This window comes from Adlercreutzia wanghongyangiae, from assembly GCF_035989245.1.
In the GTDB taxonomy this organism is placed as follows: Bacteria; Actinomycetota; Coriobacteriia; order Coriobacteriales; family Eggerthellaceae; genus Adlercreutzia; species Adlercreutzia wanghongyangiae.
The window spans coordinates 85,651-105,719 of record NZ_JAYMFF010000015.1 but is presented as its reverse complement, the minus strand read 5'-3'; the positions used below and the strand labels follow the sequence as shown (position 1 = coordinate 105,719).

General features: G+C 62.6%; 23 protein-coding genes. 21 read left to right on the top strand and 2 right to left on the bottom strand.

What is annotated here, in order from left to right:
• From VIN30_RS08510 to VIN30_RS08500, 3 genes are read left to right on the top strand one after another with little or no spacing between them, the layout of a single operon-like run.
• Positions 1-747, top strand: a complete 747-nt coding sequence (locus VIN30_RS08510) for a TorD/DmsD family molecular chaperone (RefSeq protein ID WP_338210808.1) — start codon at positions 1-3, stop codon at positions 745-747.
• Between the two features lie 28 nt (positions 748-775).
• A complete protein-coding gene (locus VIN30_RS08505; RefSeq protein WP_338210805.1) occupies positions 776-2,449 on the top strand; it encodes a c-type heme family protein in 1,674 nt (557 codons plus the stop codon).
• A gap of 1 nt (position 2,450) precedes the next feature.
• Positions 2,451-3,188, top strand: a complete 738-nt coding sequence (locus VIN30_RS08500; protein WP_326425128.1) for a response regulator transcription factor — start codon at positions 2,451-2,453, stop codon at positions 3,186-3,188.
• Between the two features lie 39 nt (positions 3,189-3,227).
• On the opposite strand, the gene VIN30_RS08495 is transcribed toward VIN30_RS08500, so the two are convergent.
• Positions 3,228-3,773 carry a TetR/AcrR family transcriptional regulator gene (locus tag VIN30_RS08495; RefSeq protein WP_326425130.1) on the bottom strand — a complete coding sequence of 182 codons (546 nt, stop codon included), beginning with the start codon at positions 3,771-3,773 and terminating at the stop codon, positions 3,228-3,230.
• 179 nt (positions 3,774-3,952) lie between these two features.
• Here VIN30_RS08495 and VIN30_RS08490 point away from each other — a divergent pair, with 179 nt between their 5' ends.
• The 4 genes from VIN30_RS08490 (at position 3,953) to VIN30_RS08475 (ending at position 10,294) form a co-directional block, all read left to right on the top strand.
• A complete protein-coding gene (locus tag VIN30_RS08490; protein ID WP_326425132.1) occupies positions 3,953-5,884 on the top strand; it encodes an FAD-binding protein in 1,932 nt (643 codons plus the stop codon).
• A 20-nt stretch (positions 5,885-5,904) separates the two neighbouring features.
• Complete coding sequence (locus VIN30_RS08485; protein ID WP_326425134.1) at positions 5,905-6,600, top strand: succinate dehydrogenase/fumarate reductase iron-sulfur subunit; 696 nt, start codon at positions 5,905-5,907, stop codon at positions 6,598-6,600.
• A gap of 204 nt (positions 6,601-6,804) precedes the next feature.
• Entirely contained in the window at positions 6,805-8,163 is a 1,359-nt protein-coding gene (locus tag VIN30_RS08480; RefSeq protein WP_338210801.1) for a trigger factor, read from the top strand.
• Between the two features lie 100 nt (positions 8,164-8,263).
• Positions 8,264-10,294, top strand: a complete 2,031-nt coding sequence (locus tag VIN30_RS08475) for a YgiQ family radical SAM protein (protein WP_338210799.1) — start codon at positions 8,264-8,266, stop codon at positions 10,292-10,294.
• On the opposite strand, the gene VIN30_RS08470 is transcribed toward VIN30_RS08475, so the two are convergent.
• Positions 10,291-11,160, bottom strand: a complete 870-nt coding sequence (locus tag VIN30_RS08470) for a MarR family transcriptional regulator (protein WP_326425140.1) — start codon at positions 11,158-11,160, stop codon at positions 10,291-10,293. The genes VIN30_RS08475 and VIN30_RS08470 overlap by 4 nt on opposite strands.
• A gap of 204 nt (positions 11,161-11,364) precedes the next feature.
• Between VIN30_RS08470 and VIN30_RS08465 the strand changes: the two genes are divergently transcribed.
• From VIN30_RS08465 to rpsH, 14 genes are all read left to right on the top strand, one after another.
• Entirely contained in the window at positions 11,365-13,209 is a 1,845-nt protein-coding gene (locus VIN30_RS08465; protein WP_326425142.1) for an FAD-binding protein, read from the top strand.
• A gap of 21 nt (positions 13,210-13,230) precedes the next feature.
• Positions 13,231-13,923, top strand: a complete 693-nt coding sequence (locus VIN30_RS08460) for a succinate dehydrogenase/fumarate reductase iron-sulfur subunit (protein WP_326425144.1) — start codon at positions 13,231-13,233, stop codon at positions 13,921-13,923.
• A gap of 770 nt (positions 13,924-14,693) precedes the next feature.
• Positions 14,694-15,524, top strand: coding sequence for a 50S ribosomal protein L2 (gene rplB, locus VIN30_RS08455; RefSeq protein ID WP_326425145.1), 831 nt, complete (start codon positions 14,694-14,696; stop codon positions 15,522-15,524).
• A 20-nt stretch (positions 15,525-15,544) separates the two neighbouring features.
• Positions 15,545-15,817: a 30S ribosomal protein S19 gene (rpsS, locus tag VIN30_RS08450; protein ID WP_016309218.1), complete on the top strand. Its 273-nt coding sequence runs from the start codon at positions 15,545-15,547 to the stop codon at positions 15,815-15,817.
• Positions 15,818-15,836: 19 nt separating this feature from the next.
• Positions 15,837-16,178, top strand: coding sequence for a 50S ribosomal protein L22 (rplV, locus tag VIN30_RS08445; RefSeq protein WP_326425147.1), 342 nt, complete (start codon positions 15,837-15,839; stop codon positions 16,176-16,178).
• A 4-nt stretch (positions 16,179-16,182) separates the two neighbouring features.
• Positions 16,183-16,896, top strand: coding sequence for a 30S ribosomal protein S3 (gene rpsC, locus VIN30_RS08440; RefSeq protein ID WP_326425149.1), 714 nt, complete (start codon positions 16,183-16,185; stop codon positions 16,894-16,896).
• Positions 16,897-17,319, top strand: coding sequence for a 50S ribosomal protein L16 (gene rplP / locus VIN30_RS08435; protein WP_016309215.1), 423 nt, complete (start codon positions 16,897-16,899; stop codon positions 17,317-17,319). It begins immediately after the preceding gene.
• On the top strand, positions 17,319-17,513 hold the full coding sequence (gene rpmC, locus VIN30_RS08430; RefSeq protein ID WP_016309214.1) for a 50S ribosomal protein L29: 195 nt from the start codon (positions 17,319-17,321) through the stop codon (positions 17,511-17,513). The genes rplP and rpmC overlap by 1 nt, the downstream gene beginning before the upstream one ends.
• A 19-nt stretch (positions 17,514-17,532) precedes the next feature.
• Entirely contained in the window at positions 17,533-17,793 is a 261-nt protein-coding gene (rpsQ, locus tag VIN30_RS08425; RefSeq protein ID WP_028026212.1) for a 30S ribosomal protein S17, read from the top strand.
• A 50-nt stretch (positions 17,794-17,843) separates the two neighbouring features.
• Positions 17,844-18,212 carry a 50S ribosomal protein L14 gene (gene rplN, locus VIN30_RS08420; RefSeq protein ID WP_016309212.1) on the top strand — a complete coding sequence of 123 codons (369 nt, stop codon included), beginning with the start codon at positions 17,844-17,846 and terminating at the stop codon, positions 18,210-18,212.
• Positions 18,213-18,225: 13 nt separating this feature from the next.
• The gene (rplX, locus tag VIN30_RS08415; protein WP_455423835.1) at positions 18,226-18,558 is read left to right on the top strand and encodes a 50S ribosomal protein L24; all 333 of its coding nucleotides are present in this window, start codon (positions 18,226-18,228) and stop codon (positions 18,556-18,558) included.
• A gap of 172 nt (positions 18,559-18,730) precedes the next feature.
• A complete protein-coding gene (gene rplE / locus VIN30_RS08410) occupies positions 18,731-19,282 on the top strand; it encodes a 50S ribosomal protein L5 (RefSeq protein WP_326425152.1) in 552 nt (183 codons plus the stop codon).
• A gap of 89 nt (positions 19,283-19,371) precedes the next feature.
• On the top strand, positions 19,372-19,557 hold the full coding sequence (locus VIN30_RS08405; RefSeq protein ID WP_013980746.1) for a type Z 30S ribosomal protein S14: 186 nt from the start codon (positions 19,372-19,374) through the stop codon (positions 19,555-19,557).
• Between the two features lie 105 nt (positions 19,558-19,662).
• Positions 19,663-20,061 carry a 30S ribosomal protein S8 gene (gene rpsH, locus VIN30_RS08400; RefSeq protein ID WP_016309209.1) on the top strand — a complete coding sequence of 133 codons (399 nt, stop codon included), beginning with the start codon at positions 19,663-19,665 and terminating at the stop codon, positions 20,059-20,061.
• Positions 20,062-20,069: the final 8 nt, after the last annotated feature.

Below are 20,069 nucleotides of genomic sequence, written 5' to 3'. Positions count from 1 at the left end.
ATGGGATACAGTCGAGAGGTTGCCGCGGACGATACGCGCGATGCCGTGGCGGAGTTGCTCGCGTTGAGGCAGCTGCTTTATGCGCTCACGGCGCGGGTCTTCGCCGCCGAGCCCGACGAGGAACTTGCGACATGGTGTGCGACCGACGAGGTGGGTGCAGCGTTGGCGTTCCTGGCGGAGGCGATGGCCGACGCCGGCGGCGGAGCCGAGCTGATGGACGGAACGGCGATCGCCGCCGCGGCCGCCTCCGGTATTGGGGATGGAGCGCTGGCCGCCGAATACATGAAGCTGTTCGTGGGGCCCGCCACACCTCTGGCCCCTCCGTGGGAGTCGGTGTACCGTAGCGCCGACGGCCTGCTGTTCCAGGCTTCCACGCTGGCGGTGCGCGACGCTTACCGGGCGGCGGGTTTCGCTGCGGCGGGCTACCCCCACGAACCCGACGACCATCTCGGCACTGAGCTGGGATTCATGGCCGCGTTGGGGGAGCGCGCGCTGCGGGCATGGCAGGTGGGGGATATCTCACGGGCCCTCGATGATATGCAGCATCAGGCGGCGTTTCTGGAGGAGCATCTGTCCCTGTGGGCGTCCGCTCTTCGCGACCGCTTGATGGCGGCGCATGCGGCGGCATCGGCGGGGTCGTTCTATGCCGCCTTTGCCGATATTGCCTGCGTCTTGGTCGCATGCGATGATGCTATGATCAACGAGTTGATGGCAGAGATGGAACGGCATCTCGGTGCAGCTGAGTGACGCTGATCGCATGCGGACGGGGGAGCGTATGGGCGCAAGGGGACTGGGAAATATCAGGTTGAAGACGAAATTCGGCCTGCTGATCGGGTTGCTCATCGCCGTGTCGCTGGTGACGAACATCGGCTGGACGTCGATGAACGCCCGTGCCCAAATGGAAAACGAGCTGCGCGAGAAGGGGCAGGTGCTGGCTCAGCAAATGGATGCCGTGTGGGAGTTCATGGCCTCCAACCAAGAGCGCCTGGAGCAGATTTCCTATACGAGCGAAGGAGTCTACCAAGGCCTCCATTGCGCCATCGTGGGCCGCAGCATCGGCGCGCTGTTCACCTCCCAGTCCACCTATTCCACGAAGTTCGTCAACTTCAACCCGCGCAATGCGGCCGACGAGCCGGATTCCTTCGAGGCGGCGGCTCTTACTGCGTTTAACGAGGGGTCGGCGGCCGAGTACTACGAGATCGCCTCGGTAGACGGCGAGGAGGTATTCCGTTACGCGGCGCCCATGCGCATCGAGGAGAACTGCCTGGAATGCCATGGTGAGCCGGCGGGCGAGATCGACGTGACCGGCTTTCCGAAGGAAGGATGGCAACTGGGCGATGTGGGCGGTGCCATTTCCATCGTCATGCCGTTGGACGTGTACACCGAAAGCGAGCGCTCCTCGGTGGTGCAGGACGTTATCTTTTTCTCGGGTATGTTGGTGGTGTGCCTGCTGGTGGTCTACCTGGCGCTCACCTATCTGGTCACCCGCCCCCTGGCGCGCATTCAGCGAGGTGTGGAGAGCATCCAGCACGGCAATCTGGACGTGCGCTTCGCCTACTCCCAGTCGTCGCGCGAGATGAACGACCTTATGCAGGAGTTCAACGCCATGGCCGCCGAGCTGTCCGACAGCTACGAGCATCTGGAAACGCAGGTGGCCGATCGTACCGAACAGCTGGCCCGCACCAACGAGGTGCTGGAGCGCCAACGCGCCCAGTTGGAGGAAGTGAACCAGCGCCTTCGCGAGGACAACCAGTACAAATCGGACTTCCTGGCTATGATGAGCCACGAGCTGCGCACGCCTCTGACGAGCATCATCGCCTTTACGGAGCTGTTGAACAACGAGAGTGCGCCGGCGAGCGAGGAGGAGGCCGAGACGCGACGGGAGATCGAGGCTAACAGCCGGGCGCTTCTGCTGATGATCAACGACATTTTGGAGATGAGCCGACTCGATGCGGGAAGGACGGAGATGGCCGTCGAAGTGACCGATTTGGGGGACGTGGCCGGTATCGTGGCCGACGTGGTGCGCCCCCTGGCCCAGCGCAACGGCATTGCGTTCATCTGCGAGATTGAGCCCGATGTGCCCTTGGTACGCGCCGACTTCGAGAAGATACGCCATGTGGTGGAGAATCTGTGCGGCAATGCCATGAAGTTCACGCCGGCCGGCGGCACGGTTCGTCTGTCTATTGAACGCGCACCCGAGGAGAGCGCGGTGCTCATTCATGTGGCTGATACCGGCATCGGTATAGCCGAGCAAGATCAGGAGCGCATTTTCGAGCGGTTCGTGCAGGTCGATTCCTCGGTGTCGCGCAAGTACAGCGGCACGGGGCTGGGGCTGGCCCTGGCCCGGGAGTATGTGGACATGCACGGGGGCAAGATTGAAGTGGAAAGCGAATTGGGCCGGGGCAGCGTGTTCACCGTGACGTTGCCTGTGCGGGCGAAGGAGGCGTGATATGGATCAGGCGGCTACGGCGGGCGCGCGAGGCGCGGCTAAGGTGATGCTCATCGACGACGACAAGAGCCTACATGTGCTCATGCGGCGCATCCTGGAGAACGCGGGCTACCGGTTCTGCGGCGCGATGGACGGAGCCGCGGGCCTTGAGCTGTTGGCGGCCGAGAAACCCGACTTGCTGCTGCTGGATGTGATGATGCCCGGCATGAACGGCTTCGAGGTGTGCCGCACCATGCGCGAGAGCGGGCGGCGTATCCCCGTCATCTTTCTGTCGGCGAAAGGCGACATCGTCGATAAGTCCATCGGGTTCAACGCCGGAGGCGATGACTATGTGGTGAAGCCCTTCAGCTCCGATGAGCTGCTTCTGCGGGTGCAGGCGCATCTTCGGCGCCATCGGGACGATCTGGCTTTCGCCAAGGCCATTAGTCGCGAAGGTGCCAGTTGCACGGGCGATCTCGAGATACGGTTCAACCAGTACGAGGCCTATCTGCGCGGCGAGCCGGTGAACCTGACGGCCAAGGAGTTCGAGATCCTGGCGCTTCTGGCGGCCAACCCGGGTCAGGTGTTCACGCGCGCCCAAATCTACGAGCATATCTGGGGCGAGGACTCGTCGGTGGACGAGAACACCATCACTGTGTTCATGCGCAAGATTCGCGAGAAGATAGAGGACAATCCCTCCCAGCCCAAATATCTGCTCACCGTTTGGCGCGTCGGCTACAAGTTCGTGGAACGCGTGTAGGGGCGGCCTTCAGGCCGCCCGACAGCCGGGGAGCGCTCCTCAGCTCAGCGCGCGGTGCAGCAGGGGTGGCACGCATAGCTCGGTGAAGCGTGCCAGCTCGTGGGGCGGCGTGGCGTAGCACTCCTTGAGCCAGCGATGGAAGGCGGCACGTTCCATGACAGCGCACATGTGGGCGAATCCTCGGTACTCGTCGGTGAAGTCAACCCCGCGTTCCTTGAAGGCCGCTTGGAATGCGCTTATGCGCTGTTCGGCAATTCTCCTCTCTCCCTCATCGTTGAACCTGCTCTTTGAGGCGTTTTCGAAGAGCAGCCGCTGCTTTCCTAAAAGGGTGTACCATCCTTCGTAGGCTTCGCGCCAGCCGAGCGACCGACCGATAAGATCGAGAGTGAAGGTGTCGCAATGCGAGGCATACCATGGTCCGATGGCGTACTTCGACTCGAAATAGCTGTAGAAGGTTTGCCGAGATATGTCGGCTCGGCGGCATATCTCGGCAACAGAAAGCTCCCCGATGGGTTGCGTGATGGTCTGCACGACGCGCATCCGCACATCGAAGCCTGCCGGCTTCTCCACATATTGTACCCTCATGTGCATCTCCCTCCTGCGGGGGCCATCATACTTGCGGATCTAAAAGGCTGTCCAGTCGCGCTTGACAGAACGGCATTTCTGTCAGTCTATATTTGACACTCCGTTAAAACTGCGAATCAGACGCCGAGACCGTTCGTGCCATTCTCTTCTTGTCTTGCAACGAGCAGAGAGGAAAGGGGATGGCTATGGACGATGCCACCATGCTCGACGACGGTTCTGTCGGATGTTCCCGGCGCAGTTTCCTGAAGGGCGCCAGCGCTGCGGCTGGCTTCGCTTTCCTGGCGGGCGCCGGCTTGAGTGCGGCTGGTTGCACGCCGGCAGGTGAGGAGGCCTCGCTGGCAGCAACTGGGCAGGAAGTGGTCACGCCGAACGGTACCTACGAGGTATACGAGACCGACCTTCTGGTGTGCGGGTGCGGTTATGCGGGTATGTCCGCGGCGGCCAATGCTGCCAAGAGCGGCTTGAACACCATGGTGGTGGAGAAGGGACCCTTCGGTTCTGGCGGCGTTGCCGGCATGAACTTCGATTTTCTGACCACCTGGATTTACGATCCTAATTTCTATCAGTTCGACTCCCAGGTGGGACCCGTGCTGAACCAAGAGGTGAACTTGGCGGCCCGTCGCTATGCCGAGCAGTGCAACGCAGCCGATCCGTCTCGTTCGGGCCAGGGCCATCAACTCGACTTGGAGGTGCTGAACAAGGGGCAGATGTTCCCCGAGCGCAACGAGGATGGCAGTTACCACGTCTTCTCAGATATCGAAGCGATAAAAATGTACATGGTAGAGGGCTCGTTCCCGCGTCACGAGATGGATGCCCTGACGGCGTCGCCGTGGCTGAGCATCGTCGATCAGACCATGCTCACCGATCTTCTCGTTAAGGACGGCGTGTGCCAGGGTGCTATGGGCATCCACTTGCCCACCGGCGCATTTCGCGTGTTCCGTGCGAAGGCGACGGTTCTGGCCACGGGCGGTACCTGCTGGCTGAACGGCTGGAACACGGTGGCGCCCATGTCGGGCAGCGTGCCGGACAACACCTCCGATCTGGAGATGGCTGCCTTCCGCCACGGCGCCCCCATTGTGGATTCCGAATGGGCCGACTACGATCTCATCACCGTGTATCCCACGGGCATCGCCTGCGGTTACCCGGCTGGCCTGGGCGCCGACAGTATGTCGGTGGGCTATATCAAGGACCGAAACGGCGACTTGTTCCTCGTAGATGAGGAGAACCCACTGAAGTACCAGGAGAGCCGCACCCTGTTCCTCCAGACCGTCGGTCAGGCCATCGCCGAGGGCCGCGGATCCGACGCCGGCGGGGTGTACGTCGACTACACGACTGATGAGGCGCGCTCCCAGATTCGCTATTTCTACCGCCGCAACATCGACCTGTTCCGCGACACCTTCGGCATCGATCCCACGAGTGATGTGATCGAATGCGGCTTGGAGATGATCGAGCACCAGGGCAGCGTGCTCACCGATGAGAAGGCCATGAGCCGTGAGTTCGCGGGTCTGTTCTGTGCACGTGGCGGTGGTATGACTGGTGCGGCGGGAAGCCCCGGTGTCGAACACAATTATCTGTATGGAAATTACGCCATGGACTGCGCCATCCAGTATGCGCGCATGGCCGAGCTCGGCGAGCTGGACCTGTCGCTGGTCGATGCCGAGAACGCGCGCCTGACCGCCATTCGCACCAATGCCGAGGGCGGCGACATGCGCCCCGTGACCATCCGTCGCGCCATCCAGAAGGCGGCGGGCTCCGCCATGGGCATCATTCGCACCACTGAGGCGCTGGAGGCAGCCCGCGACGAACTGGCTCGCATTCGCAAGGAAGATTTGCCGCGCCAGGCCGTGGGCAGTCCGACCCTCGCCTACAACATGGAGTGGAAAGAGGCCATCGAGAACTACAACCTGCTCACCATTTCTGAGCTTTCGGTGCTGGCTTCGCTCACCCGCGAGGAGAGCCGCGGCAGTTACTTGCGCCCCGAGTTCCCCGAGAAGAGCGATGAGTGGGCTTGCTCGTTGGCCATTGGCGGTGCCGAGGGCAGCTACGAGATCGAGAAAGTCGAAATGCCCGCTGTCGATTGGGAGTCCATCGACTGGACGCCGGCGGCGTAGATTCCAAAGAGGAGGATTCAATGAAGATTACCGTCACGCGCTTCGATCCGTCTCAGGACGCCGCGCCCTATGACCAGACGTTCGAGGTTCCCCATACTGATAAGATGACGGCGCTCGAGGCCCTGATGTACATCTACGAGAACGAGGAGCCCATCGCGTTTGATTACGCGTGCCATGGTCGCAGCTGCGGTCGATGTGCTATGTTGGTGGACGATGAGCCGAAGTTAGCCTGCATCACGCCAATCGACGACTCCGATCATACCATGGCCCCGCTGCCGGGATATCCCGTGCTGCATGATCTTATCGTCGACAAGACGCGGCGCCATTTGGCCACGTCGGCGCGATACAATCGCGTGCGTTTCGACGACATGAATCGCGACGAGATCAACCAGTTCGACATGGCAAATCAGGAGAAGGTGTACTCCATCGAGTGGTGCACGCGCTGCGGTCGCTGCAGCTCGGTGTGCCCGGCTATGGAGGTGAACGCCGACTACGTGGGTCCTATGACCATGCTGGCCACGGCATACCGCCACTATGATCCCTATGATCAGGCCGACCGCGTGGTGGAGGCGGTGCGCGACGGATTGTACCGCTGCATTTTGTGCGGCCAGTGCACCGAGATCTGCGATTCGACCGAGGTGGACCACCTGACCTATTGGAATGATTTGCGCGCCGCTGCTGAAGAGCGCGGGTTGAAGCCCCGCTACGCGAAGTAGCTATCGCGCAATCAGTCATCGCCCTCCCTTTCATGGCGCGTTCCGTCCTTCGCGGCGGGGCGCGCCATGCTTGTGAATTGTGGGCTTCCCGCTGCGTGGCGAAGGCCTCGCAGGCAGCGGGAGACGGCTGTGCTACCATAGCGCCCAAACCTTTGAGGGCTCGCAGAAGGCGGGCCCCATTCATGAAGAAGGAGCACCGAACCCATGAGAGTAACCGAGAAGAAGCTGGCTGACGGCGTTATCAAGCTGGACTGCGAGGCCACGGCCATCGAGGTAAACAACGCCCTGAAGGAGGCCGGCGAGGCCTTCGCCATGCAGATGGGCGTGCGTCCGCAGCCGGGTAAGACCATCGAGCAGCTGTGCCAGGAGTCTCTGGGCATCGCCGATCTCGACAAGGTGGTTGAGGCCAGCGCCATCGAGGTGCTGATGCCCCGCGCCCTAGACCGGCGCAACCTGGTGCCGGCCTTCCCGCCGAAGGTGGTGCCCACGGTGAAGTTCGAGCGCGGCAAGAAGTTCACCTTCACCATGGATGTGACGGTGAAGCCCGCCTACGAGCTTTCCTCCTATGAGCCGGTGGAAGTGACCGTGCAGCCCTTCGTGTTCGACGAGACGCCCATCAACCAGCAGATGGAGGATCTGGCCGCCAACGCGGTGGTGTACGAGGTGTGCGACCCGCGTCCGCTGCAGGAGGGCGACGCGTGCTCCATCGCCATGAAATGCATGGACGGCGACGAGGAGATAAAGGCGCTCACTTGCGACGATCGCACCTATCCTCTGGGTCGCGGCTATATGCCCGAGGGCTTCGATGCCGCGCTGATCGGCATGGAGCCGGGCCAGACCAAGGAGTTCACGTTCGACGCACCGATGGGCGTGGAAGACGGCAAGCCCGTTATGAAGCCCATCCAGTGCACGGTGACGGTGAACAACGTGCAGAAGGAGGTCACGCCCGTCATCGATGACGCGTGGGTGAAGGCGAACATGCCCATGTTCGCCAGCGTGCAGGCTCTGCGCGACGACATGCGCCGCGTGTTCGAGGCTCAGCAGCGCGAGGCCTACGAGGGCTATGTGCAGCAGATGGTGGTGGGCAAGCTGACCAGCCGCTTCAACGGCCGCATCGCCGACGAGATCTACGAGGCAACGCGCGATCACTTGGTGCAGAACCTGCGTATGGAGCTGCAGCAGCAGGGCATGACCTGGGAGCAGTTCATCGCGGCCAACGGCGGCGAGCAGCAGTTCGGCATGATGCTGATGATGCAGACGCGCGAGGTGCTGGTGCAGGGCTTCTGCCTGGACGCCGTGTACCGCCACGAGCGTCTGACGCTGACCGACAAGGATATGGAAGACGCCTGCTATGGCATGAATCCCCAGGCGAACCCGAAGATGATGCGCCAACAGCTGGAGGATTCGGGCCGCGGCTTCGCCCTGCGCGAGACTGCCGAGCGCCTGAAGGCCGCCCGCTACGTGACCGAGCACGCGAAGATCACCACGGCCGAGGTGCCCGCAGATGCCGCCGATGCTCCGGCCGCCGAGGCTGCCGCGGACGCCGATCCTCAGGCCGAGTAGCGTTTTGCAGGGCAAGGGGCTCTGTCCCTGCCGCTTGATGTCAGATTTGCAACCAGGGCGGGGAGCTTCCCCGCCCGTTTCTATGAAGGACGTGTTACCTGTGTCGAAGAAGCCCGCGTCGAAATCTCCGAAGAATCGCGCCGCCAAGGCGCCCCAGGCTGCGCTGCCGGCTTCAGCCTTCCTGCCCACCACGCGTGAAGAGGCGCTCGCGCGCGGCTGGGACCAGCTCGACTTCGTTTACGTGTCGGGCGACGCCTACGTGGACCATCCCTCCTTCGGCAGCGCCATCATCACGCGCGTGCTGGAATCGCACGGCTACAAGGTGGGCTTCATCGCCCAGCCCGACTGGAACGACCCGGAGAGCATCGCCGTCTTCGGCGAGCCGCGGCTGGGCTTCCTCGTGTCGGCGGGCAACATGGATTCCATGGTGAATCACTATACGGTGAACAAGAAGCGCCGCCACGACGATGCCTATACCCCCGGCGGTGCGGGGGGTGCCCGGCCCAACCACGCGGCCGTGGTGTATTCCAACCTCATCCGCCGCATCTTCAAGAAGACTCCCATCATCTTAGGCGGCATCGAGGCGAGCCTGCGACGGTTGGCCCATTACGACTACTGGTCCGATTCCCTCAAGCGCTCCATTCTGCTGGATTCCGGGGCCGACCTCATCTCCTACGGCATGGGGGAGCGCTCCATCGTGGAGATTGCCGACGCGCTTGCCGCGGGCCTTGCCGTGGAGGACCTCACGTTCATCGACGGCACGGCGTTCCGCACCCGCTCGCTCGAGCATGTGGTGGACTATCGGATGCTGCCGAGCTGGGAGGACGTGAGCGCCAGCAAACGCGCCTTCGCGGAGAGCTTCGCTGTGCAGTATCGCGAGAGCGACCCCGTTACGGGCGGCCGCCTGGTGGAGGAGTACCCGCACGGCGTGTACGTGGTGCAGAACCCGCCGGCCGCGCCCCTGACCCAAAACGAGATGGACGCGGTCTACCGCCTGCCCTACACCCGCACGTGGCATCCGAGCTACGACGCGGCCGGCGGCGTGCCGGCGCTTGCCGAGGTGAAGTTCTCGCTCACCTCCTGTCGCGGCTGCTTCGGCGAGTGCGCCTTCTGCGCGCTCACCTTCCACCAGGGTCGCATCGTGACGGGCCGCTCCCACGAGTCGCTGCTGGAAGAGGCGCGCCTTATGACCGAAGAGCCCGACTTCAAAGGATACATCCACGACGTGGGCGGCCCCACGGCGAACTTCCGCGGGCCGGCCTGCGCCAAGCAGCGCACCCGCGGCGCCTGCGCCGACCGCCGCTGTTTGGGCACGAGGCCCTGCCCGGCGCTGAAGGCCGACCATCGCGATTACACGGGCCTTCTGCGCAAGCTGCGGAAGCTGCCGGGGGTGAAGAAGGTGTTTGTCCGTTCCGGCATCCGGTTCGACTACGTGATGGCCGACCCCGACCCCGAGCGCACCTTCCTGCACGAGCTGGCGGCCCACCATGTGTCCGGCCAGCTGCGGGTGGCCCCCGAGCACGTGTCCGACACGGTGCTTTCCGCCATGGGCAAGCCGCCGCGGGCCGTCTACGACGCCTTCTGCGAGGCATTCGACGAGGCCAACCGCGCGGCGGGGAAGAGCCAGTTCGTGGTGCCCTACCTCATGAGCTCGCATCCGGGCAGCACGCTCGCCGAGGCGGTGGAGCTTGCGGAATACGTGCGCGACATGGGCTTCAACCCCGAGCAGGTGCAGGACTTCTACCCCACGCCGTCCACCATCTCCACCTGCATGTACTACACGGGGCTGGATCCGCGCACCATGGAGCCCATCTACGTGCCCAAGTCGGCCCGCGAGAAAGCCATGCAGCGCGCGCTCATCCAGTACCGCAACCCGGCCAACTACGACCTGGTGCGCGAGGCCCTGGTGAAGGCCGGCCGCACCGATCTCATCGGCTGGGACGAGCAGTGCCTCATCCGCCCCATCCGCCCGAAGAAGCGCGACGAGGACGGCGGCGCCCCGCGTAAGGGAAAGGGCAAAGCCAGCGCCTTCAAGCCCGCGAAGGGCCGCGGCCCGGCCCCGAAGCCCCAACGAGCTGGCAAGCCCCCAAAGGCCAACGGCCGCAAAGGCGGTATCCGCAAGGGACGCTAGCGCTGCCGGGCGTACTCTTCGAGCGACGCGCGCAGGGCGCTCACCGTTTGGCGGAATGTCGGGCTGCCGTAGTCGTCGGCGAAGAGCCGCGCGAGCATGGAGTCGGTTTCCTCGGCGAGGCTCGAGGCGCACTGTAGGCCGCTTGCGGTGAGCGCGACGTTCGTCTCTCGGCGACTGGCGCCCTCGACGCGCTTTGCGAATCCTCGCTCGACGAGGCGCGAGACGGCGCGGGAGAGGGTAGGGGCGTCCAGGCACAGCTTCTTGCGCAGCGCTTTCATTGAAGCGCATTCGCTCTGGCCGATGGCGAGGAGCGTGTGGCCCTGAATCTCGTTGAGGCGGTACTGCCGGCAGAGGTGACCGAATTCGACGGCGATTTGCTGGCAGGTAATGATGAAGACGCTGTCTCCGCGCACCAAGTTGCCCGCCATTCGCTTCTTGCCGAGTCGGACGCATACCTCGTAGAAGAGGCGCAGCCCCTGCACGCGCCTTTCTCCCTCGAGGGGAGCGAGGGCGTCTTTCGCAACTGACACGAGGCATCGATCCAGGGTGTCCATCAGATGCTCGCCCGCCTTGGTTGTGGTGATGAGAGCGCAGCGACTATCGTCTTCGGATTTGGTTTTCTCAAGAGCTCCCACGGAAACGAGCTGCGCAGTGCACTCGGCAATAGTCGTGTAGTTCAGTTCTAGTATGTTGGCCGCTGCGGCTACAGGCATTGCTGGCTTACCGCTAGTGACAAGAAGCATCCAGAACTGATTTATGGTAGATTCGCGTTCCGCTCTCAATCGGCTTGTGATAATTCTCATCCACCGATCGAACACCAAAGCCGCATCGCTGCCGTCGCTCCAACCCTCTCCCGCACGCTCCATCGTTGCCCCCCGTCTCCTCCGTTGCATCATATGATACGCGCGAGTATCTCGCGCCTGACGATATTCCAAATGCGCAACAATTATCAGGCGCATTGTCGGGCATAAGAAGGTCAACGATTGTTCCGATAACGCAACTTTTGCTGCCGACGTTGACGATGCGTAATCTCTTCCTCGTCTGATCCCTATTTGAAAGGAGAAAGAGGGATGGGGAACACGCAAGGAGAGAAGGCGGTTCGCAGCATGGACCGACGTTCGTTCTTCAAGCTGGGCGGTCTGACGGCCGGCGCGGCGGCTTTGGCGGGCGGTGCGCTTGCAGGTTGCGCGCCGACGAGCCAGAGCGAGATGGCGGATACTGGAGCTGAGAGCGCCGGCACCGTTGCCGCGGCGGAGGTTACCGCGAGCGTTTTCGATACGGACATCTTGCTCATCGGCGGCGGTTTCGGCGCATCGTTTGCTATGGAGCAAGCCTGCCGAGCGGGTCAGAACCTTATCGTGGTGGATAAGGCGCCCTATGGCTTCGGCGGCGCGTTCGGCATGAACTTCGACATCATGCACACCTGGACACCCGAGGCCTACTACGAGACCGCCGACGAGGTGCCCGAGGGCACGTTCGTGCGTGACTGGAGCCTGTTCAAGCAGATGAAGGTCCAGGACAAGGATGAGATGTATCCCGAGGTGGCCATCGCCAATATGGGCGAGATCCTCTCGCCGCGCAACGACGACGGCACGCCGTTCTACCTTTACGACTTCCCGACGACGCGCGGTATCGAGCATTCCATGACACGTCATTGGTCCGACTATTTCCGTTCGAAGGACTACGTCACCGTTCATGACAAGACCATGATCACCGACCTCATCATCGAGGACGGACGCTGCCTGGGCGCGGTGGGCATCTACCTTCCCACGGGTGAATACCGCGTGTACCACGCCAAGGCGACGGTAAGCGCCACGGGCGGATCTACCCAGTTTTTCGGGTGGAATTCCACTTCCTGCACTTCGAACAACTGCCTCGACAACACGGCTGAGGTGGAGATGTCCATCCTGCGTCACGGCGGCCGCATTGCCGACAACGAGTTCTGCACCTATGACCTCATGACCGTCTACCCGCGGAGCTTTGCAGCTTCCGAGGGCGCCATGATGGGCGCCGACTCGGTACACTCGGGCGATTTGGCCGACGCCGACGGCAACCCGCTCACCGCCTACGTCGATCCTGAAGTTCTTACGACCCAGGAGGGCGTCATTCAGGCGATGGCCCTGGCCAACGATGCCGGCAAAGGGTCGGAGAACGGCGGCGTGTACCTCACTGTCACTGAAGAGTCCATGCCCACCATGCGCTGGATGTACCAGCGTAATGCGGCCCTGCTCAAGCGAAACTTCGGCTTCGATTTCCTGAAGGAGACTGTGGAGGTTGTTCCGGAGATGTACGAGCATGGCGGACAGCCCCTGGTGGACGAGAACGCCATGTGCCGCGACTTCGAGGGCCTGTTCGTCGTGCGAGCCAATTCCGGCAGCCAGGGCGGCAACGTGAACAACACCAACCGCGGCATGGGTCGCTACGCTATGAAGAAGGCCATGGAGTACGTGCAGTCCTACGAGCCTCTAGAGGGAGCGACTTACGCTTCCGTTGCTGACGAGATTTCTCGTCTCGAGGATCTGCGCATGCGCGAGATCGACGATCCTCTGCGGCCCATCACCGTACGCCGCAATGTTCAGTACGCCTGCGCCGAGGCAGGTCGTCCCGTTCGTCCCGTTGCGACGCTGGAGGCTGCGCGAGACGAGCTCGAGCGTATCCTCGCCGAGGATGTGCCGCGTATGGCCTGCGCCGACAAGTCGCGCACTTACAACCTCGACTGGAAGGATGCCATCGAGACGCTGAACCTTCTCGACGAGGCGCGTTTGTTCGTTGCCGGCTCGCTGGAGCGCGAGGAGAGCCGCGATTCCCTCATTCGACCGGAATTCCCAGATGTTGATGACGTTAACTGGAAGTGCTCGCTGGCCTACACGCGTGCCGAAGACGGCACCCTGACGAGTGAGAAGATCACGTACTAGCAAGAATGAAGGAGAGTTCCAATGAAGATAACCGTCAAGCGCTACGATCCCGAAAAGGACGCGCAGCCCTACGAGGCCACCTATGAGGTTCCCCACGACGACGAGTACATGACCCTGCTGCAGGCGCTCGTGTATATCCACGAGAACGAGGAGCCGCTGGCTTTCGACTACTCCTGCCGTGGACGCATGTGCGGCCGCTGCGCCATGATGCTCGACGGCGAGCCCGTGCTCGCTTGCGTGGTTCCGCTTGAGGACGGCTCCCATACGGTCGAGCCGCTCGCCGGCGTGCCGGTGGTGAAGGACCTCGTGGTGGACAAGAGCCAGGTGCAGGAGAAGATCGCCGAGACTTACAAGCGCGTGCGCGTGGCTCCGCTGACTATCGACGACGTTCAGACCTACAACATGGAGGACGCCGACGAGCTGTTCGGCATCAACTACTGTGCCCGCTGCCAGGTGTGCACGGCCGGCTGCCCGGCTCGCGCCATGAACCCGGAGTACATTGGGCCCTCCCATATGCTGGCTGTGGCCTTCCGCCACTTCGATCCCTATGACCAGGCCGACCGCATCGTGGAGGCCGTCCAGGGCGGCCTGTGGGACTGCACCATGTGCGGCACCTGCACGGCCCACTGCAACCAGCTGGAGATCGATCACCTGGCCATTTGGCAGAAGCTGCGCGACGCCGCCGCCGAGCGCGGTCTCGTGAAGCAGGACTAGCCGTTTCGGGAAGGCGCCCCGCACCCCTCCCTCCCTTCGCGGTTGCGCCTTCGTCTTCTTGCAGCGTCCCTCGGGCACGCAGCCTCGTCTGCGGCCGAGGGGCGCTTTTCGTTTGCCAGCGTCGCGCTCGCACCATTCAGGCCTCTCGTCAGAATAGTGAGGTTTGGTACCCCAAAACTGGTGGGTTTGGTACCCTGGCCCGAAGAAATACCAGGTGGGAATTTTGGAGAAAGCGCGCTCAGGGTACCAAACTCGCGATTTTTGGCGACGAGAGCCGATGGCTTAGGCAAGATTGTCTGGTTTGGTACCGAGTCGCAGGTGTCATTTCTGCTATTGCCTTGATCATGCTCGCAGCGGGATAAGCGCGAAGTCGGCTGCGGAGCGAAGCCTCATCCCCGCGGATGCTCAGATGCCTGCGGAACGGGACTCTCATCCTTCCCGGTGGTCCTCTATTCGCCCCGTATGTGCGGGAAATGTGAGGGCGCAGCCGTCGGCGAAAAACTTCTTGAACCCGCCCAAACCCACGCCTATAATGCATCTTTGCGTCTGTGTGACCGTCGATGGATACACCCGGGCGCGTGGTTAGACGGCGTCGCGGCCCCGAGCCTCCATCGCGGCCGATCGGCAATCGCCTGACCACCAAGGCAAGGGAGCTTCCGGTGTGCGGAGAGGCGCGCGAGCGGAAGATCCGAGGTAAGGGACGGATCCCGGTGCAGGTTGCCCTACCAACCGGCAGTGGGAAAGGTCCGAAGTCAAGAAAGGTTGTTACTGTGGGAATCAAACAGTACAAGCCGACGAGCCCCGGCCGACGTTTCCAGACGGTCTCCGACTTCGCGGAGATCACCACGTCCAAGCCGGAGAAGTCTCTGCTGGCCCCGAAGCCGAAGAAGGCCGGTCGCAACATGTATGGCCGCATCACCACCCGTCACCAGGGCGGCGGCAACAAACAGCGTTACCGCATCATCGACTTCAAGCGGAACAAGGACGGCGTGCCCGCCAAGGTCGCCACGATCGAGTACGATCCCAACCGTTCCGCCCGTATCGCTCTGCTGCACTATGTTGACGGCGAGAAGCGCTACATCATCCACCCGAAGGGCCTGAAGGTGGGCGACATCGTGGTCTCCGGTCCCGATGCCGACATCAAGCCCGGCAACGCGCTGCCCCTGGCCAACATCCCGGTCGGTACGCTGATCCACAATGTGGAGCTGCAGCCCGGCAAGGGTGCCGCCATCGCTCGTTCCGCCGGCACTTCCATCCAGCTCATGGGTAAGGAGGGCAACTACGCCATCCTGCGCATGCCCTCTTCCGAGATGCGTCGCGTGCTGATCACCTGCCGCGCCACCATCGGCGAGGTGGGCAATGCCGAGCACTCCAACATCAAGATCGGTAAGGCCGGCCGCAAGCGTTGGATGGGCGTCCGTCCGACCGTTCGCGGTACCGTCATGAACCCGGTCGACCATCCGCACGGCGGTGGCGAGGGCAAGAACAAGTCCGCCGGTCGTCATCCGGTTACCCCGTGGGGCGTGCCGACTAAGGGCCATCGCACCCGCAACAAGAAGAAGGCCTCCAGCCGTCTCATCATCCGTCGTCGCAAGAAGTAGCGGAATAGAAGGAGTCTTAAGTGAGCAGAAGTTTGAAAAAGGGTCCTTTCGTAGAGCCGCGCCTGCTTGCCCGTATCGAGGCAATGAATGCGGCTGGCGAAAAGAACGTCATCAAGACCTGGTCCCGCGCCAGCACCATCTTCCCGGAAATGGTGGGTCACACCATCGCCGTGTACGATGGCCGCAAGCACGTGCCGGTCTACATTACCGAGTCTATGGTTGGCCACAAGCTGGGCGAGTTCTCGCCGACCCGTACCTTCAAGGGTCACGCGGCCGACAAGAAGAAGCGATAGGGCATAGGTGAGAAGTTACATGGAAACTAAAGCAGTATCGCGTTACGTCCGCATCGCTCCCCGCAAGGCCCGCATCGTGGTCGACCTGGTGCGCGGCAAGTCCGTCGCCCAGGCCCGCGAGATTCTGGCCTTCTGCGAGCGCGCTGCCGCCGAGACCGTCGCCAAGACGCTGAACTCCGCCGTGGCCAACGCCGAGCACAACAACCACCTTCGCGCCGACAACCTGGTCGTGAAGACCGCGTTCGTCGACGAGGGTCCCACCCTGAAGCGCATTCGTCCCCGCGCCAAGGGTTCCGCGTCGCGCATCAACAAGCGCACGTGCCACATCACCATCGTCGTCGCACCCCGAGAGGAGGCATAAGGTAATGGGTCAGAAAGTCAGCCCTACCGGATTCCGCCTCGGTATTACCGAGGATTGGCGCAGCCGCTGGTACGCCGGCAAGGACTACGCCGCCACGCTTGAGAACGACATTGCCATCCGCAAGTTCCTCGACAAGCGTCTCGCCCGCGCCTCCGTCTCCAAGGTGGAGATCGAGCGTGCCGGCGACAAGATCAAGGTCGTCATCACCACCGCCCGCCCCGGCGTGGTCATCGGCAAGAAGGGCGCCGAGATCGACGCTCTGCGCAAGGACCTGGAGAAGGTCGCTAACGGCCCGGTGTCCATCGACGTGGTGGAGGTGAAGCGTCCCGAGCTGGACGCCGAGCTGATCGCCCAGTCCGTGGCCGAGCAGCTGGAGGGCCGCGTGGCCTTCCGTCGCGCCATGCGCAAGGCCGTGCAGTCGGCCATGAAGTCGGGCGCCAAGGGCATCCGTATCCAGTGCTCCGGCCGTCTGGGCGGTGCCGAGATGAGCCGCCGCGAGTGGTACCGCGAGGGTCGCGTGCCGCTGCACACCCTGCGTGCGAAGATCGACTACGGCTTCGCCACCGCTGCCACCACCATGGGTTCCATCGGCGTGCAGGTGTGGGTGTACCACGGCGAGGTGCTGCCGGGCCAGAAGGCTCCCCAGCCCGCGCTCGAGGGCTCTTCCCGCCCGAACCGTTCCCGTCGTAACGATCGCCGCGAGAGGGGTGACAAGTAAATGCTCGTACCTAAGCGCGTGAAGCACCGCAAGGTGCAGCGTGGTTCCATGAAGGGTAAGGCCAAGGGCGGCACCCGCCTGAACCACGGTGAGTACGGCATCCAGGCCCTGGAGGCTCACTGGATTACCAACCGTCAGATCGAGGCTGCTCGTATTGCCATGACCCGTCACATGAAGCGTGGCGGTAAGGTGTGGATCACGATCTTCCCCGACAAGCCCATCACCTCCAAGCCCGCCGAGACCCGCATGGGTTCCGGTAAGGGCAATCCCGAGGGCTGGGTCGCTGTTGTGAAGCCGGGCCGCATCATGTTCGAGATCGCCGGCGTGGACGATGAGACCGCCCGCGAGGCACTTCGTTTGGCCATCAACAAGCTGCCCATCAAGTGCAAGATCGTCACTCGTGAAACGGAGGGGCAGCAATAATGAAAGCAGCAGAGATTCGTGAACTTTCTGCCGAGGACCTGCAGGTGAAGCTGAAGGAGGCCAAGGCTGAGCTGTTCAACCTTCGCTTCCAGATGGCCACGAGCCAGCTTGACAACACCGCCCGCGTGAAGCAGGTTAAGAAGGACATCGCGCGCATCATGACTGAGATGCGGGCTCGCGAGCTGAGCGCGTAGATCAAGGAAGGTGCAAACAATGACTGAAGAGCGCAATTTGCGTAAGGTTCGTCAGGGCATCGTGGTGAGCGACGCCAATGACAAGACCATCGTGGTGGCCGTGGAGGAGCGCAAGCCCCATCCCATCTACAAGAAGATGATCACCTCCACCAAGAAGTTCCATGCCCATGACGAGAACAACGAAGCCGGCGTCGGCGACACCGTTCAGATCATGGAGACGCGCCCGCTGTCCAAGATGAAGCGCTGGCGTTTGCTGAAGATCGTCGAGAAGGCCAAATAGTTTTGGTGCCCTGGCACGAAAGCTATTGATAAGGAAAGTAGGAACATCACATGATTCAGATGCAATCCATGCTCGCCGTGGCCGACAACTCCGGCGCTCGCAAGGTGCAGTGCATCAAGGTCCTGGGCGGCTCGAAGCGCCGTTACGCGGGCCTCGGTGACGTGATCATCTGCAGCGTCAAGGAGGCGATGCCCAACGGCAACGTCAAGAAGGGCGAGGTCGTGCGCTGCGTGATCGTGCGCGTGAAGAAGGAAGTTCGTCGCAACGACGGCTCCTACATCCGCTTCGATCAGAACGCCGCCGTGCTGATCAACCAGGACGGCTCCCCGCGCGGTACCCGTATCTTCGGGCCCGTCGCCCGCGAGCTGCGCGACAAGAAGTACATGAAGATCGTGTCTCTGGCACCGGAAACGCTGTAGGGGAGGTGTCAGAATGGCTCAGAACAAGATGACGATCCGCAAGGGCGACACCGTGAAGGTGATCAGCGGCAAGGATCGCGGCAAGACCGGCAAGGTGCTGCGCTCCGTTCCCGAGAAGTCCCGCGTGGTGGTGGAGAAGGTGAACATGGTCAAGAAGGCCATGCGCCCCACTCAGCAGAACCCGCAGGGCGGCATTTCCACCGTGGAGGCCCCCATTCACGTGTCCAACGTGATGCTGGTGTGCCCCTCCTGCGGCGAGGCCACCCGCGTGGCCCGTCGCCGCGACGAGGGCAAGCTCGTCCGCGTGTGCAAGAAGTGCGGCAAGGACATTCCCGCTGCCGAGTAAATGCCACCGTTGAAATCCGCTTCCTGTGAAGGAAGCGGATTTCTTCTTGGATAAAGGCCCGTACTGTGGGACAATATCCAATCGCGCGCGTGCGCGCTATGGCCCCGGGAAGGTCCCGGGGACGCGGGGTCGGAAATCCCGCGTTTAATCCATCGAAGAAAGGCAAAGACTGATGGCTGAAACTCCTCGTCTGAAGGTCAAGTACCAGACCGAGATCGTGCCGGCGCTCGTTGAGCAGCTCGGCATCAAGAACATCAACTGCGTGCCCCGCCTCGAGAAGATCGTGGTGAACATGGGCGTTGGCGCCGCCGCCGGCGACTCCAAGCTGCTCGATGCCGCCATGAACGACATGCGCATCATCACCGGCCAGCAGCCCTGCGTGACCCGCGCCAAGAAGTCCATCGCCGGCTTCCATGTGCGCGAGGGCCAGGCTATCGGCTGCAAGGTGACCCTGCGTGGCGACCGCATGTGGGAGTTCCTCGATCGTCTGCTGGCCACCGCTCTTCCCCGTGTCCGCGACTTCCGCGGTATCTCGCCGAAGAGCTTCGACGGCCGCGGCAACTACACGCTCGGCATCACCGAGCAGCTGATCTTCCCCGAGATCGAGTACGACAAGATCGACCGCACCCGCGGCATGGACATCACCTTTGTCACCAATGCCGGCGAGAACGAGGGCGCCTTCGCGCTGCTGACTGCGCTGGGCTTCCCGTTCAAGAGCAAGTAAAACGACAGGCGCAAAGCCTCGTCGCGTAACCTCAGGTTTTAAGTCCGCGAAAGGAATGCGGGCTTGAAGGCATAAGAAAGAAGGAATGCATGGCTAAGAAATCGATGATCGCCAAAGCCAAGCGCGAACCGAAGTTCTCGACGCGTCAGCACAACCGCTGCACCCGTTGCGGACGTCCCCGCGCCTACTATCGCAAGTTCGGCCTGTGCCGCATTTGCGTGCGTGAGTTGGCTAACAAAGGCGAGCTGCCCGGCGTGACCAAGGCTTCCTGGTAGGAAACCCGCCCACGTTTCAGGGTGTGCCCACGTTACAGGCGGAGGCGCTATGGGCGCCGACGAACCGGACGTGCGGTTCATCACGGATCAAAGGAGAAACACAACATGACAATGACCGACCCCATCGCAGACATGCTGACGCGCGTGCGCAACGGCCAGTCTGCCGGCAAGGCGACGGTTTCCATGCCGTCGAGCAAGAAGCTCGTCGAGATCGTGCGCATCATGGAGCAGGAAGGCTACATCCAGCGCTTCGACGTGATCGACGGCGAGCCCCGCGCCACCCTTGAGATCACTCTCAAGTACGGCCCGAAGAAGGCCAAGACCATCCGCGGCATCAAGCGCATCTCCAAGCCCGGCCTGCGTATCTACGCCGGCAAGGACGAGCTGCCCCGCGTGCTCGGCGGTCTCGGCACGGCCATCATCTCGACGTCCCGCGGCGTTATGACCGACCGCGATGCCCGCAAAGAGGGCATCGGCGGCGAGGTCATCGCCTATCTGTGGTAGGAAAGGAA